Consider the following 13,016-nt stretch of genomic DNA (forward strand, 5'->3'; position numbering starts at 1 on the left):
GTCCGAGGTTCTGCCGGGGTGGTGAGGTGGGCTCGCCTCGCCCCGCCCGTGTCCGTTTCGTCCCGCTCTGGTGGCCTGTGGACAGCGATGATCATCAACGATCGCGTACATCACCAGGATTACCCGAGCCTCGACACGATTACAGGCCTCGTGATGCACGGGTAAACGTGGTGGGCGACCCAGAAAGCACCCCCGAAATCCCACATCGTGGGACCCCAAGCAGGCCCAGCGACCCGCACCCGTCGCCAGACTCCCCCCGTCCCCCTGATAGCTGCCCGTTCTTAGGCCGCGGGGACCCGGGTCAAGTCGAAGCCCCGGAAGCCACAGCGGCAAGCAACCCCAGAGGGCGCCGACTTGAGGCGGGTCCCCGCGGCTAAGACAATGGGCAGCAGGGGGACGGGGGAACCCAGCGCAACCACACGAACCCGGGAGAAGACCTCAGCGGGCAGCCAACGCGTGGTCGACGTCGGAGCTGACGAGCACGCCGTAGACCCGGCCCTGCGCGTCGACCACCAGGTACTCCGAGGCCGGCGTGTCGCGCATGGCCTTGAGCAGCGCCTCGCCGGTGACGTCGAGGGCCAGCACCATGCCCTGCTGCAGCGACCGCGCGGACTGGCCGATGGCGACCCACGGGCGGCGCTGCTCGGGGATGGCGGCGACGGCGGCCTCCTTGACCAGGCCCGTCGGCCGGCCGGCGCTGTCGACGATGACCAGGGAGGTGACGTTGGCCTCGCGCGCCTGCCGCAACGCCTCGGAGACCGGGAGGTCGGCGGCGACGGGGGCGGCCCGGCGGGCGAGGGTGCGGGTGTCGAGTCGTGGCAGCCGGGCCCGCATGCGCCCGACGGCGAGGGCCTGGGACGCGCCGGACCAGAGCAGGGCGGCGACCAGGCCGGCCCAGACGATGGTGAGGAGGTCGGGCCGGGCACCGTCGAGGGCGAACGGCATCAGCAGCACCAGGCCGGCGAGCACCTGGCCGGAGCGGGCGGCGACGACGGTGCCGCGGTGCTCGTCGCCGGTGATGCGCCAGACGGCGGCGCGCAGCATGTGGCCGCCGTCGAGCGGGAGGCCGGGCAGCACGTTGAAGACGCCCACGAGGAGGTTGGCGACGGTCAGCATCCAGACCAGGAAGCCGGGCACGCCGTCGTCGACGACCTGGTAGGCGAGCAGGCCGAGCCCGCCCAGCGCCAGCGACAGCGCCGGCCCGGCGGCAGAGACGACGAGGTCGCGGCCCGGCGTGGGCGCGTCGCGCTCGATCTCGGTGTGGCCGCCGAGGAAGTGCAGCGTGACGCCGCGCACCGGCAGCCCCAGCCGTAGCGCCGTCAGCGCATGACCGAGCTCGTGCACGAACACCGACGCGTAGAGCAGGACGGCGAACAGGAACGCGAGTCCGTAGGCCTCGACGTCGGAGAGCTCCGGCAGCTGGCGGAGCACGGTGTCGTGGCCCCAGGCGGTGATGAGGGCGGCGACCAGGAACCAGGTGGGGCTGATGTACACCGGGATGCCCGCGATGCGCCCGAGACTCAGCTGCCGACCCCGACCCGTTGCCATCATCCAAGGCTACGTGGCGGCACCCCCGGCGTGGGCGGTCCCACTCTGTCGGAGGTGTGATCTACAGTCACGAACATGACGATCCGCACGCGCGCCGACCTCGGGGACGACCCCGCGGCCCCGCGCGTGCCGAGCCTGTCGCCGTCGCGCGCGGCCGATTTCATGACGTGCCCGCTGCTCTACCGCTTCCGCACCATCGACCGGCTGCCCGAGCCGCCCAGCTCCGAGGCCACCCGCGGCACCGTCGTGCACAGCGTGCTCGAGCACCTCTACGACCTCCCGGCCGGCGAGCGCACCCCGAGCCGCGCGACGGGGTTGGTGCGGCCCGCGTGGGACGAGCTGCTCGAGGCCGAGCCCGCGGTCGCCGAGCTGTTCGCCGACGACGAGGACGGCTCGGCCCTCGCCGACTGGCTGGCCAGCGCCGAGCAGCTGGTCGAGAAGTACTTCACGCTCGAGGACCCCGGCCGCCTCGAGCCGGCCGAGCGCGAGCTGTACGTCGAGACCACGCTCGACTCCGGGCTGCGGCTGCGCGGCTACGTCGACCGTCTCGACCGTGCCGAGGCCACCGGCGACCTCCGCGTCGTCGACTACAAGACCGGCAAGGCGCCGCGGGCCGGGTTCGAGCAGCGGGCCATGTTCCAGATGCGGTTCTACGCGCTCGTGCTCTGGCGGCTGCACGGGCGGGTGCCGCGGCTGCTGCAGCTCATCTACCTCGGCAGCGGCGAGCTGCTGCGCTACGAGCCCGACGAGGCCGACCTCCGCGCCACCGAGCGCAAGCTGGCGGCGCTGTGGGCGGCCATCGAGCGCGCCACCGAGTCCGGCGACTGGCGGGCCAGCCCCAGCCGGCTCTGCGACTGGTGCTCCCACCAGGCGCTCTGCCCGGCCTACGGCGGCACCCCGCCCCCGCTGCCCGCCACCGTCGCCACAGCCGACGACGACGAGGCCCCGTCTCCCCGCACCTCCCCGGTCGACGCCTGACGCCCGCCCGGCGGCGCCGCCGGCGCTACAGCATCGCGGCGAGCCCGGCGCAGGCGGCGAGCACGACGGCGTAACCGGCCAGCACGACGGGCGCGAACCAGCGCTGCGACGGGTCGACCGGGCGGCCGGTCCGCGGGTCGCGCACCACGCGGGCCCGGACGGCCAGCAGCACGATGCCCAGCACCGCGCCGAGCAGGCCGAGCGCCAGCGTGAGCCAGGCCGGCATCCCCAGCGCGGTCTCGTCGCCGCGGACCACGGCCATGATGCCGAGCACGCTGACCGCGCCGACCAACCCGCCCATGAGCGCGTGCCCGGCGTTGCGGGTCCGCCGCTCGCGCTCGGACAGGCCGCGGACGCCGTCGCCGATGACGCGGGCGTAGTCGGCCGGTGCGCCGAAGGCCTCGCGCGGGTCCTCGCCGGTCTCGGCGACGTGGCTGTCGACCTCGGCCAGGACCTCGCCGATGCGGTCGGCGTCGACGTCGCGCAGGCGCAGGGCGGTGAGCAGCTCGCGCCGGTACTTCTCGGTGTCGGTGATCATGCGTCGGCCTTTCTGGTCAGCAGTCCGTGGGTGGTCGCGGCGAAGGCGGCCCAGCGCTCGGAGCGCTCGGCCAGCGCGGCCCGGCCGGCGGGCGTGGCGGTGAAGTACTTCCGCCCCGGCCCGCCGTCGCCCTCGCGCCACGACGACGTCACCAGCCCGTCGTCCTCGAGGCGGCCGAGGATCGGGTACAGCGTGCCGCCCTTGACCGTGCCGAAGCCGGCGTCGTCGAGCCGCCGGGCGATGACGTAGCCGTAGGTCTCCTCGTCGGCCACGACGCTCAGGACGCTGAGCGGCAGCACCGCCCGCATCCACTCGGCGGGCCATCTCTCGTCGGGCATGGCTAGACAGTAACGCTACCTAGTCAGGCTCGCAACCTAGCCTGCTGGTGGAGGCCACAGCTCCACGTCGAGGACGAGTTGCGGGCGGTGTAGTGCGGCCTACCGTTGATCGTGTGACGACGGCGCGCGCCAAGCTCTTCCCCCGCATCGAGCCGTGGCTGCTGGACGCGTCCCTCACGATCGTCCTGTCGGTCACGGCGGTGGTCGCGCTGTTCGTCTACACCGACCCCAGCGGCGTCGAGTACGCCGACGCCGATGCGCTGGGCATCGCGCTGGTGCTGGTCATCACGGTCCCCCTGATCGCGCGCCGCAAGCACCCGGTCGCCGTCGGGCTGATCACCGCGGCCGGGCTGGCCGCCTTCACCGCCGTCGACTACGCCATGCCCACGGCGGCCGTGGTGGCGCTGATCGCCATCTACACGGCGGCCAACTACGGCGGGCTGGCGGCGTCGTTGCTGGTCGCGGGCGCCCAGGTCGCGGCGTCGGCCGCCTACGCCGTCGTCAGCGTCGACCGCCACCCCGATCTCAGCATGGACCTCGGGGCCAACATCATCATCAGCTGCCTGCTCATCCTTGGCGCGTGGGGCATCGGGCGGGCGGTGCGCAGCCGGCGCCTCTACACCGCCGAGCTCGAGGACCGCGCCCGCCGGCTCGAGCGCGCCCACGACGTCGAGGTGCGGGCCGCCATCGCCGAGGAGCGCTCCCGCATCGCCCGCGAACTGCACGACGTCGTCGCCCACCACGTGTCGGTCATGACGGTGCAGGCGGCCGGCGCACGCCGGTCCCTGCGCCGCGACGTCGACCGCACCGCCGACGCCCTGCAGGCCATCGAGGACGTCGGCCGGTCGGCGCTGCAGGAGATGCGCCGGGTCGTCGGCGTCCTGCGCACCCCCGACGGCGACGACCGCGGCGCCCAGCCGGCCACGCTGGCGCCGCAACCCGGCCTCGGCGACCTCGAGCTGCTGGCCGAGCAGATGCGCGACGCCGGGCTGCCCGTCGACATCCGCGTCGAGGGCGAGCCGGGCGCCGTCCCCGTCGGCGTCGACCTCGCCGCCTTCCGGGTCATCCAGGAGGCGCTCACCAACACGATCAAGCACGCGGGACCGTCGGCCGCCACCGTCCACGTCCAGTACCTCCCGTCGGAGGTGCACGTCGAGGTGAGCGACGACGGCCACGGCGTGGCGGCCGCACTCGAGGGGCGACGCCCTGGACACGGCCTGCTCGGCATGCGCGAGCGGGTGGCCCTCTATGGTGGAACCCTCGCGGCCGGACCGCGCCGCGGCGGCGGCTACGAGGTGCGGGCGAAGATCCCGTACGACAGTAACGGAGCGATGTCACGATGACGGCCCAGCCCATCCGGGTCCTGCTGGTGGACGACCAGCCGCTGCTGCGCACCGGATTCCGCATGATCCTCGAGGCCGAGTCCGACATCGCGGTCGTCGGCGAGTCCGGCGACGGCGAGCAGGCGGTCGCCGACGCGCGGGCCCTGCAGCCCGACGTCGTCCTCATGGACATCCGCATGCCGCGGGTCGACGGCGTCCAGGCCACCCGGCAGATCACCGGCGCCGCCCGCGAGACCGCCCCGCGCGTCCTCGTGCTCACCACCTTCGACCTCGACGAGTACGTCGTCGAGGCGCTGCGGGCCGGCGCCAGCGGCTTCCTCCTCAAGGACGTGCCCGCGGAGGACCTGGTGACGGCCATCCGCACGGTGTCGCGCGGTGACGCCGTCGTCGCCCCCAGCATCACCCGCCGGCTGCTCGACATGTTCGCGAGCCGCTTCCCCGCCACCGACTCCCCCACGCCGGCCAACCTCGCGCACCTCACCGACCGCGAGCGCGAGGTGCTCACTCTGGTGGCGCGCGGCTACTCCAACGCCGAGATCGCCGCCGAGCTCGTCGTCAGCGAGACGACGGTGAAGACCCACGTCGGCAACGTGCTGACGAAGCTGAGCCTGCGCGACCGCGTCCAGGCCGCCGTCTACGCCTATGAGAGCGGCCTGGTCCAGCCCGGCGCGCTCTGAGCAGCCGGGCTGAGCACGCCCGCCGAGGCGGGGCGTACGCCCGCAGGACGGGCAGATCCACCCTCCTACTCCTCACGGTGGAGCCGACAGACCGTGCCGTTCGCCGATCATCCCGGCGCCGCCGGCCCATAGCGTGGAACACGATCCACGAACCAGCTGACGAGGAGCGCACCGGTGACGACGGAACCCAGCTCGCCGAGCACGGCGGCCCGCGCCGTTGACCTGACCAAGATCTATGGCAAGGACGACACCCAGGTGGTGGCTCTGGGCGGGGTGACGGTGGAGTTCACCGCCGGCGCGTACACCGCCATCATGGGCCCTTCCGGCTCCGGCAAGTCCACGCTCATGCACTGCATGGCCGCGCTGGACTCGTCGACGTCGGGGCAGGTGTACGTCGGCGACACGGAGCTGAGCAAGCTCAACGACAAGGAGCTCACCCGCCTGCGCCGCGACAAGATCGGCTTCATCTTCCAGGCGTTCAACCTGATCCCGACGCTGACGGCGCGCGAGAACATCACGCTGCCTCTCGACATCGCCGGCCGCGACGTCGACAAGGAGTGGTTCGACACCGTCATCTCGACCGTCGGCCTGGCCGACCGGCTCAGCCACAAGCCCAACCAGCTCTCCGGCGGCCAGCAGCAGCGGGTGGCGTGCGCCCGGGCGCTGGTCAGCAAGCCCGAGATCATCTTCGCCGACGAGCCCACCGGCAACCTCGACTCGCGGTCCGGCACCGAGGTGCTCTCGTTCCTGCGCCGGTCGGTCCGCGAGTTCGGCCAGACCATCGTCATGGTCACGCACGACCCCAACGCCGCCGCCTACTCCGACCGGGTGCTGTTCCTCGCCGACGGCCAGATCGTCGACGAGATGACCGACCCGACGGCCGAGAAGGTGCTGGAGCGCATGAAGGGCTTCGACGCCGTGGGGCAGCAGGCATGATCCGCGCGACCCTCAAGAGCCTGGCCGCCCGCAAGCTGCGGCTGGCCATGAGCGCGTTCGCCATCGTGCTCGGTGTGGCGTTCGTGGCCGGCTCGTACGTGTTCACCGACACCATCGACCGGACCTTCGACGACATCTTCGGCGGCCTGTCCTCCGACGTCGTCGTGCGCCCGGACCTGCCGGGCGAGACCGACATCTTCACCATGCCCACCGGCACCACCACGACCATCCCGTCGGACCTGGTCGACGACGTCGCCGCCCTGCCCGGCGTCGAGCGCGCCGACGGCGAGATCGAGAACCAGAGCTTCTTCGTCCTGGACAGCGACGGCGACGTCATGACCACCCCGGGCGCCCCCGGCATCGCCGTCAACTGGCACGACGGCCCCGCGGCCGACGGCGACCCGGTGCTGCGCCTGGTCGACGGCGACCTGCCGGCCGGCCCGGGCGAGGTCGCGCTCGACGACCGCACGTTCGAGCGGTCCGGGTACCAGATCGGCGACGAGGTGAGCTTCGTCAGCACCGGCGACCAGCCCCGGCTCACCGCGGAGCTCGTCGGCGTCGTCCGGTTCGGCGAGGGCGGCAGCCTGGCCGGCGCCAGCCTGTCGGTCTTCGAGACCCGCTACGCGCAGGAGCTCTTCGTCGGCGGCGACGACGCCTACAACCGCATCTCGGTCACGGCGGCCGACGGCGCGAGCTCCGAGGACGTGCGCGACGAGATCAGCGCGATGCTGCCCGGCGACTTCGAGGCGCTGACCGGCGCCGAGGTCGACGAGGAGACGGCGTCGGCCATCGAGGAGGGCCTCGGCTTCTTCAACACGTTCCTGCTGGTGTTCGCCGCGATCGCGCTGTTCGTCGGCGTGTTCCTCATCCTCAACACGTTCTCGATCCTGGTGGCGCAGCGCTCGCAGGAGATGGCGCTGTTCCGGGCGCTCGGCGCCGGACGGCGGCAGGTGACGCGGTCGGTGCTGCTCGAGGCGTTCGTCGTCGGCGTCGTCGGCTCCACCCTGGGCCTGCTGCTCGGGCTGGGTGTCGCGCAGCTGCTCAAGACGGTGTTCGGCGCGTTCGGGCTGGAGCTGGCCGGCGGCCTCGTGCTGCTGCCGCGGACGGTCATCGTCGCCTACGTCGTGGGCATCGTGGTGACCATGATCGCCGCGTACGTGCCGGCCCGGCGCGCCTCGCGGGTCCCGCCGGTGGCGGCCATGCGCGACGACGTCGCCACCACGGAGTCGTCGCGGCGCTGGCACCTGTGGATCGGCGGCGCGTTGACCCTGCTCGGAGCGGTCGCCATGGCCACCGGCCTGTTCGCCGACGTCGACGACGCCGCGCTGATGGTCGGCGCCGGCATCTTCGCGGTCTTCATCGGTGTGGCGCTGCTGGCGCCGGTGCTGGCGAGCCCGGTGCTCCGCGTCGTCGCCGGCTGGTACCCCAGGGCGTTCGGCACCGTCGGCCGGCTGGCCCGAGAGAACGCGCTGCGCAACCCGCGCCGCACGGCGGCCACGGCGTCGGCGCTGATGATCGGCATGGCGCTGGTCACGGCCATCTCCATCATCGGCGCCTCGGCCAACGCGACCATCGACCGCGCCCTCGACGACGGCGTCCGCGCACAGTTCGTCGTGTCCAACGCCGTCGGGCAGCCGTTCTCGCCGACCATCGCACAGGAGGCGAGCCAGGTCGACGGCGTCGACGAGGTCGTCCCGGTGCGGATGTCCGGCGGGCTGGTCGACGGCGACCAGACCTTCCTGCAGGCGTTCGACCCGGTCGCCTACGGCCGCGCCGCCGACCTGCCGATGGTCGAGGGCAGCGACGACCTCAGCGGCGGCGGGTTCCTCATCGGCGAGCAGCAGGCGGAGTCCGAGGGCCTCGCCGTCGGCGACACCGTCCGGCTGCAGCTGCCCGGCTCCGACGAGGAGATCGAGCTGGTCGGCATCTACGGCCAGTCGCCGCTGCTGTCCGGCGGCATCATCGTCAGCACGCAGACGCTCGAGGACGGCGCGGTGCCGGCGCTGGACTCGCTGCTCTACGTCCTGGCCGACGACGGCGCCGACCTCGCCACCGTCCACGAGGGCCTGGACCAGGTGACGGCGGACATCCCGACGGTCACCGTCCAGGACCAGGAGGAGTACAAGGACTCCTCGCGCGACCAGGTGAACCAGCTGCTGTTCCTGGTCTACGCGCTGCTCGGGCTGGCCGTGCTCATCGCGGTCCTCGGCATCGTCAACACGCTGGCACTGTCGGTCATGGAGCGCACCCGCGAGGTCGGGCTGCTGCGGGCGGTCGGCCTGAGCCGGCGCCAGCTGCGGCGCACCATCCGGCTCGAGTCGATCGCCATCGCCGTCCTGGGCGCGGTGCTGGGCGTCGCGCTCGGCCTGCTGTTCGGGGTGTCGCTGCAGCGGGCCATCGCCGACGACGGGCTGGACCAGCTCGCGATCCCCGGCGGCCAGCTGATCGTGTTCGTCGTCCTGGCCGCGGTCATCGGCGTGCTGGCCGCCGTCTGGCCGGCCCGCCGAGCGGCGAAGCTCGACGTCCTGCGGGCGATCACGACGGAGTAGCCCGCGGGACCGAGACCGGGAGCCGCCACCCCGTGCCCGGGTGGCGGCTCCCCCCTCGTCTCAGGTCGCCGGCGCGGGATTCGGGTCGGGCTCCGGGTCCGGCTGCTGATCGGGGTCGACGACGGCGCTCGCGGCGGGGCGGATCCGCCCGGCCTCGATGTCCTCGGCCCAGTGGCAGGCGACGCGGTGCGCGTCGGCGTGGCCGGCCACCGTCCGCAGCGCCGGTCGCTCGTCGGCGCAGCGGGTGGGCTGGCGGAACGGGCAGCGGGTGTGGAACCGGCAGCCCGTGGGCGGGTCAGCCGGCGAGGGCAGGTCGCCCTGCAGCAGGATCCGCTGCCGGGTGTCCTCGACCTCGGGGTCCGGGATCGGGACCGCCGACATCAGCGCCTTCGTGTACGGGTGCAGCGGCGTCGCGTACAGGTCGTCCGACGGCGCCTGCTCGACCAACCCGCCCAGGTACATGACGGCGACGACGTCGGCGATGTGCCGGACGACGGCGAGGTCGTGCGCGATGACCAGGTAGGTCAACCCGAGGCGGTCCTGGAGCTCCTCGAGCAGGTTCACCACCTGAGCCTGGATGGACACGTCGAGCGCCGACACCGGCTCGTCGGCCACGATGAGCTGCGGCTCCAGCGCGATGGCCCGGGCGATGCCGATGCGCTGGCGCTGGCCGCCGGAGAACTCGTGCGGGTACCGGTTCGCCGCCGAGGCGGGCAGGCCGACCAGGTTCAGCAGCTCGCGCACGCGGGCGCGGTGGTCGCCGCCGATGCCGTGCGCCCGCAGCGGCTCACTCAGCACGGACTGCACGTTCTGCCGCGGGTCGAGACTGGCCATGGGGTCCTGGAAGACCATCTGCATCTGCCGGCGCATGCGGCGCAGCTCTTCGCCCGCGAGCGAGCGCACGTCGACGTCGCCGAAGGTGACGGTGCCGGCGGTGGGCTCGACGAGGCGCAGGATGGCCCGGCCGAGGGTCGACTTGCCGCAGCCGGACTCCCCCACCAGGCCGACGGTGGCGCCCCGCGGGATGTCGAGGTCGACGCCGTCGACGGCCTTGACGGACCCGACCTGGCGCTCGACGACGATGCCGGACTTGATCGGGAAGTGCACCTCGAGCCCGCGCACGGACAGCAGGTTCTCGACCGAGGCACGCTTCTCCGCCGAGGGCGGGGATGTCTGGCTCATGCGGGCACCTCCTCGGTCTGCTCCAGCGGGTTCAGGCAGCGCAGTGACCGTCCGCCCAGCGACTCCAGCCGCGGTGGGCCGTCGAGGCAGGCGGCCAGCCGGTTCGGGCATCGCGGCGCGAACGCGCAGCCCTTCTCCCAGTGCAGCACATCGGTGGGCGAGCCCGGGATCGGGTGCAGTGGGGTGCCGCGGGGCGCGTCGAGCCGGGGCACCGACGCCAGCAGCCCGCCGGTGTAGGGGTGCCGGGGCTCGGCGAACAGCTCGCGCCGTCCGGCCGACTCGACGACGCGCCCGGAGTACATGACGTGGACGGTGTCGCACAGCCCGGCGACGACACCGAGGTCGTGGGTGATCATCACCAGCGACGCACCGGTGTCCTGGACCAGCTCCTTGAGCAGCTCGATGATCTGCGCCTGGATGGTGACGTCGAGCGCTGTCGTCGGCTCGTCGGCGATGAGCAGCCGCGGCTTGCAGGCCAGCGCCATGGCGATGAGCGCGCGCTGGCGCATGCCGCCGGAGAGCTGGTGCGGGTACTCCTTGAGCCGGCGGTTCGGGTCCGGGATGCCGACACGGAAGAGCAGGTCCTCGGCCGCGGCCCGCGCCGCCTCGCCCTTGAGGTCCTGATGGCGCTCCAGCACCTCGGTGACCTGGATGCCGATGGGCACCACCGGGTTCAGTGACGACATCGGGTCCTGGAAGACCATGGCGACGTCGCGGCCGCGGATGTCGCGCATGCGGTCGCGCGGCAGCGTCAGCAGGTCGTCGGTGTCGTAGAGCACCTGCCCGCCCACCTGCACGCCGCGCTTCGGCAGCAGCCCCATGACCGCCAGCGACGTCACCGACTTGCCGGACCCGGACTCCCCCACCAGGCCGACGGTCTCGCCCGGCCGGACGGTGAACGAGACGCCGTCGACCGCCCGCACCGACGGCCCGCCCTTGCGGGTGAAGGTGACCGTCAGGTCGCGGACGTCGAGCAGGGGTTCGGAGCCTGTCACACTCACCGCCTGTACTTGGGGTCGATGGCCTCGCGCAGCCGCTCGCCGAGCATGGTGAAGCCCAGAGCGGCGATGACGATCGCGATGCCGGGGAAGAACGCCAGGTGCGGCGCGGAGGCCAGGTAGCGCTGGGTGTCGGCGAGCATGCGGCCCCACTCGGGGACCCGCGGGTCGGCACTGCCCAGGCCGAGGAACGAGAGCCCGGCGGCCTCGATGATCGCCGTCGCCAGCGTCAGCGTCGCCTGGACGATGACCGGCGAGATCGAGTTCGGCAGGATGTGGCCGAACACGATCGGCCGCCGCCGCACCCCGATCGACACGGCTGCCATGACGTAGTCGGACCCGCGCTGGGCCAGCATCTGGCCGCGGAGCAGCCGGGCGAACACCGGCACGTTGATGATCGCGATGGCGATCATCACCGACCAGAAGCTGGCGCCCAGCAGCGCGGCGATGGCGATGGCCATGAGCAGGCCGGGGATGGACAGCATGATGTCGACGATCCGCATGATGACGGCGTCGACCTTGCCGCCGAACGCGCCGGCGAGGGTGCCCAGGATCAGGCCTCCGGCCATGCCGAACAACGTCGCCACGACGCCCACCAGCAGCGACTGCCGTGCGCCGTAGACGACCCGGCTGAACTCGTCGCGGCCGGAGGCGTCCAGGCCGAACCAGTGCTCCGCGGACGGGCCGGGGATGTTCGTGGGCGTGATCATCCCGCGGCCGGGCTGGGCGTCGGGCGCGTACGGCGCGATCAGCGGGGCGAAGATCGCGACCAGCACGAAGAAGCCGATCATGGCGAACCCGACGAGGGCGACGGGGTCGCGGCGCAGCCGCTTCCACGCCTCCTTGCGCAGGTTGCCGCCGGCCGGCTCGACCGGTTCGGACTCGGTGGTCGCCTCGATCTCGGACAGGCTCATGCGATCACCTCACCCGTACTCGTGGGTCGATCAGCCCGTACGACAGGTCGACCAGCAGGTTCACGACGACGTACATCGCCGCGATCACCAGGATGAACCCCTGCAGGACGGCGTAGTCCCGCACGGTGATCGCCTCATAGATGAACCGGCCGACGCCGTCGAAGGCGAACACCGTCTCGGTCAGGATGGCGCCGGAGAACAGCAACCCGGCCGACAGCCCGATGACGGTCGCCACCGGCAGCAGCGCGTTGCGCAGCACGTGCCGGCGGGTGATCGTCCGCTCGTACAGGCCCTTCGCCTCGGCCGTGCGCACGTAGTCCTCGTTCACGACGTCGAGCACGCTGGCCCGGGTGATGCGGACGATGATGGCCAGCGGGATGGCGCCCAGCGCGATGGCCGGCAGCACCAGGTGCATGATCGCGTCCCAGCTGGCCTCGAGGTTGCCGGTGATGATGCCGTCGAGCACGTACAGGCCGGTGGGATGCTCCGCGTCGATGCGCGGGTCGTCCCGGCCCTGGGTCGGGAACCAGCCCAGCTTGACGCTGAACACGTACTTGAGGATGTAGGCCAGGAAGAACACCGGCACGGCGACGCCCAGCAGCGAGCCCGACACCGACAGGTTGTCCAGCCAGCTGCCGTACTTCTTCGCCGCGAAGTAGCCCAGCGGGATACCGATGCCGACCGCGAAGATCAGCGCGGCCGTCGCCAACTCGAAGGTGGCCGGGAAGGTCCGCATCATCTCCTCGGTCACCGGCCGGTTGGTGTTGGCGCTGTTGCCGAAGTCGAGTCGCACCGCCGCGGAGAGGAACTTCCAGTACTGGACGTACCAGGGCTCGTTGAGCCCGTAGAGCTCCTCGATGCGGGCGACGGACTCGGCGGTCGCACGCTCCCCCAGGAGGGCCTGGGCCGGCCCTCCCGGAAGCGCGCGCAACCACACGAACAACAGCAACGACAGCCCGAGCAGGATCGGGACGAGCAGCAGGAGCCGCCGTACGGCGAACTTGAGCATCTAGAC

At 72.3% G+C, this 13,016-nt stretch carries 12 protein-coding genes; 5 read left to right on the forward strand and 7 right to left on the reverse strand.

Annotated features, from left to right (window positions below):
- Window positions 1-438 precede the first annotated feature (438 nt).
- Window positions 439-1,548, reverse strand: coding sequence for a site-2 protease family protein (locus tag HD601_RS18825; RefSeq protein WP_184824400.1), 1,110 nt, complete (start codon window positions 1,546-1,548; stop codon window positions 439-441).
- A gap of 75 nt (window positions 1,549-1,623) precedes the next feature.
- Here HD601_RS18825 and HD601_RS18830 point away from each other — a divergent pair, with 75 nt between their 5' ends.
- On the forward strand, window positions 1,624-2,526 hold the full coding sequence (locus tag HD601_RS18830) for a RecB family exonuclease (protein ID WP_184824402.1): 903 nt from the start codon (window positions 1,624-1,626) through the stop codon (window positions 2,524-2,526).
- Window positions 2,527-2,551: 25 nt separating this feature from the next.
- Here HD601_RS18830 and HD601_RS18835 read toward each other — a convergent pair whose 3' ends face one another.
- On the reverse strand, window positions 2,552-3,064 hold the full coding sequence (locus HD601_RS18835) for a hypothetical protein (RefSeq protein WP_184824404.1): 513 nt from the start codon (window positions 3,062-3,064) through the stop codon (window positions 2,552-2,554).
- The gene (locus HD601_RS18840; RefSeq protein WP_184824406.1) at window positions 3,061-3,402 is read right to left on the reverse strand and encodes a PadR family transcriptional regulator; all 342 of its coding nucleotides are present in this window, start codon (window positions 3,400-3,402) and stop codon (window positions 3,061-3,063) included. The genes HD601_RS18835 and HD601_RS18840 overlap by 4 nt, the downstream gene beginning before the upstream one ends.
- Window positions 3,403-3,515: 113 nt before the next feature.
- Here HD601_RS18840 and HD601_RS33985 point away from each other — a divergent pair, with 113 nt between their 5' ends.
- The 4 genes from HD601_RS33985 (at window position 3,516) to HD601_RS18860 (ending at window position 8,907) form a co-directional block, all read left to right on the forward strand.
- Window positions 3,516-4,745 carry a histidine kinase gene (locus tag HD601_RS33985; protein WP_221441103.1) on the forward strand — a complete coding sequence of 410 codons (1,230 nt, stop codon included), beginning with the start codon at window positions 3,516-3,518 and terminating at the stop codon, window positions 4,743-4,745.
- Window positions 4,742-5,422 (forward strand): response regulator, encoded by a 681-nt coding sequence (locus HD601_RS18850; protein ID WP_184824409.1) that lies wholly within the window; start codon window positions 4,742-4,744, stop codon window positions 5,420-5,422. Before HD601_RS33985 ends, HD601_RS18850 begins: the two co-directional genes overlap by 4 nt.
- 174 nt (window positions 5,423-5,596) lie before the next feature.
- Window positions 5,597-6,358, forward strand: a complete 762-nt coding sequence (locus HD601_RS18855; protein ID WP_343076426.1) for an ABC transporter ATP-binding protein — start codon at window positions 5,597-5,599, stop codon at window positions 6,356-6,358.
- Complete coding sequence (locus tag HD601_RS18860) at window positions 6,355-8,907, forward strand: ABC transporter permease (protein WP_184824411.1); 2,553 nt, start codon at window positions 6,355-6,357, stop codon at window positions 8,905-8,907. Before HD601_RS18855 ends, HD601_RS18860 begins: the two co-directional genes overlap by 4 nt.
- A gap of 60 nt (window positions 8,908-8,967) precedes the next feature.
- On the opposite strand, the gene HD601_RS18865 is transcribed toward HD601_RS18860, so the two are convergent.
- The 4 genes from HD601_RS18865 to HD601_RS18880 are packed head-to-tail and all read right to left on the reverse strand — an operon-like array spanning window position 8,968 to window position 13,010.
- Window positions 8,968-10,089 (reverse strand): ABC transporter ATP-binding protein, encoded by a 1,122-nt coding sequence (locus HD601_RS18865; protein WP_184824413.1) that lies wholly within the window; start codon window positions 10,087-10,089, stop codon window positions 8,968-8,970.
- Window positions 10,086-11,084, reverse strand: coding sequence for an oligopeptide/dipeptide ABC transporter ATP-binding protein (locus HD601_RS18870; protein WP_184830047.1), 999 nt, complete (start codon window positions 11,082-11,084; stop codon window positions 10,086-10,088). The genes HD601_RS18865 and HD601_RS18870 overlap by 4 nt, the downstream gene beginning before the upstream one ends.
- A 2-nt stretch (window positions 11,085-11,086) precedes the next feature.
- The gene (locus HD601_RS18875) at window positions 11,087-12,001 is read right to left on the reverse strand and encodes an ABC transporter permease (RefSeq protein WP_184824416.1); all 915 of its coding nucleotides are present in this window, start codon (window positions 11,999-12,001) and stop codon (window positions 11,087-11,089) included.
- A 4-nt stretch (window positions 12,002-12,005) separates the two neighbouring features.
- Window positions 12,006-13,010 (reverse strand): ABC transporter permease, encoded by a 1,005-nt coding sequence (locus HD601_RS18880; RefSeq protein ID WP_184824418.1) that lies wholly within the window; start codon window positions 13,008-13,010, stop codon window positions 12,006-12,008.
- Window positions 13,011-13,016 lie beyond the last annotated feature (6 nt).

The organism is Jiangella mangrovi (assembly GCF_014204975.1).
In the GTDB taxonomy this organism is placed as follows: domain Bacteria; phylum Actinomycetota; class Actinomycetes; order Jiangellales; family Jiangellaceae; genus Jiangella; species Jiangella mangrovi.